This window comes from Symbiopectobacterium sp. (assembly GCF_051710365.1).
Taxonomy (GTDB): domain Bacteria; phylum Pseudomonadota; class Gammaproteobacteria; order Enterobacterales; family Enterobacteriaceae; genus Symbiopectobacterium.
Genome location: NZ_JBPETA010000339.1, coordinates 1 through 1,722 on the forward strand (window position 1 = coordinate 1; position 1,722 = coordinate 1,722).

The window sequence follows — 1,722 nt, forward strand, 5'->3', positions numbered from 1 at the left end:
ATCACGCTATTAGGAATGCCGAACAGTATTCGCATCACGTAACAATCGACCCGATGGGGCACAGTCGTTACAAGTTCTGATTTATTCAACAAAGCCGGTAAGGGGACAAGAAATAAGGTAACCATCACCGGAACACCAAAAACAGGAGTGGGATATCCCATCACGTTTAGTTTTACTCTAAACTTATGGTTATCAGATGTTAAAAACATCGTCCCTTATATAACAGCAGTTGGCACTTGTTCAAACCGCGGCTTAAGATTGCCATCCGCATCAGAAGTTTCGAATGTAACGAGCTCTAGCGGGTTCAGTACTCGAAGCATAGGTAATGTGTACGGGGAGTGGGGGGCGCTGAGTGCCTATTCTTCCAGTTGGTCAAACACTTATTGGACATCAACGGCAGGACCTGACGGTGGACACAAGAAAATATTCTTCACCGACCCTAATTCAGGACTCCTTAGTGATGGTGGAGATGTGAGTTCCGATTCACACTCGATAAATACTGCATGTATTGAATCTCTGTAAAAATATTTGAATTATAACCGCCGCATCCTTGGCTGGATGCGGCATTTTTTACGATTTAGTTTAAATAGGACTATCATCTTTGCTCGTGTGAGGATGAAACCCAAGCCTTAAAGTGAATCAAACTGTAGAGGCATACCAGAACAGTAAAATGGCTGAATTGGTTAGCATATGTGTCAATATTGGCATCAGCAGCCCTTTGCTGGTCAGGCGTGCGTAACACAGCAGCAATGATATTGCGATTAACTCAGTCAGCGTTACCGTGGATGTATATTGTGTATGCGCAGCAGCAAAGATCAACGACACGAGAAGACAACAAGCCAGCCGATTATTAGGCAACCACGAGAGAAGCCCTTGCAGCAAAAAACCTCGGAAAACGATCTCTTCAATGATGGGACTGAAAAAGATCATCGCCAACACAACACTCAGCCATCCTTGTTTTGAAAAATCAGCCATCTGCTGTACCCAACGCTCTTCACTTGGCATCATCATGCTTGTCAGCATCAAAATGAGCAGCAGAACAAAAGTGAGTTTAAGCATCAAATGAGAGGAAAAAAGCCCGAGAGGGAGTAATCCATACCGTTTTGTATACTTAAACCAGAATGGCACAATGATAATAAAAGCCAGAAATGAAAAATAAACTAACGAGTAGGCTGGATTAATCGATATACCGCGATATAGCCAGACCCCGGTAAAGATTGAAATACTGTACCAGAGCACGGGCAACCCGAAGCACCAAAGCGATTGTTCCAGACGATCTGTATGATGTGACATATCTTCCCTGAGTTAATGTAACCATCTCATTGTAAGTAAAATCTAATTTCCATGGTAACGAATATCACCTTCCTTCAATGCGCGCAAGGCATCGATTAATATGGCGTAGTTGAGTGAGGAGATAATGACCATTCGCCCTCCTGTTCGTTAGAAAAAGACAATTATGGTTCTGGTTGGATAGATACCCCACTATGAGCCAACAGGCGCAGCGTGTTAGTCGCGATTGTCGCCATAAGAATCACGTACCCTTTGACGAAGCAGAGAGAGCAGGGTTGTTAACATCGTGGCAGATGACTTTTCGAGCGAGCCTGTACATAAATTTGTGTAATTGCCTGATTTTGATATGTTCAATCCAACATCAAAAGCAGGTTACTTTATGGACGAAAAACAGTTGCAGGCTCTGGCTAATGAACTGGCCAAAAATCTCAA

1 protein-coding gene is annotated in these 1,722 nt (G+C 43.3%); it reads right to left on the reverse strand.

Going from position 1 to position 1,722, the window contains the following annotated elements; all coding sequences use genetic code 11:
• Positions 1-639 precede the first annotated feature (639 nt).
• Positions 640-1,293, reverse strand: coding sequence for a lysostaphin resistance A-like protein (locus tag ACTBDZ_RS17575; protein WP_438816240.1), 654 nt, complete (start codon positions 1,291-1,293; stop codon positions 640-642).
• Positions 1,294-1,722 lie beyond the last annotated feature (429 nt).

Coding starts and splice junctions, on each gene's coding strand:
- ACTBDZ_RS17575 (WP_438816240.1), bottom strand. CDS start 1,293: ATGTCACATCATACAGATCGTCTGGAACAATCGCTTTGGTGCTTCGGG.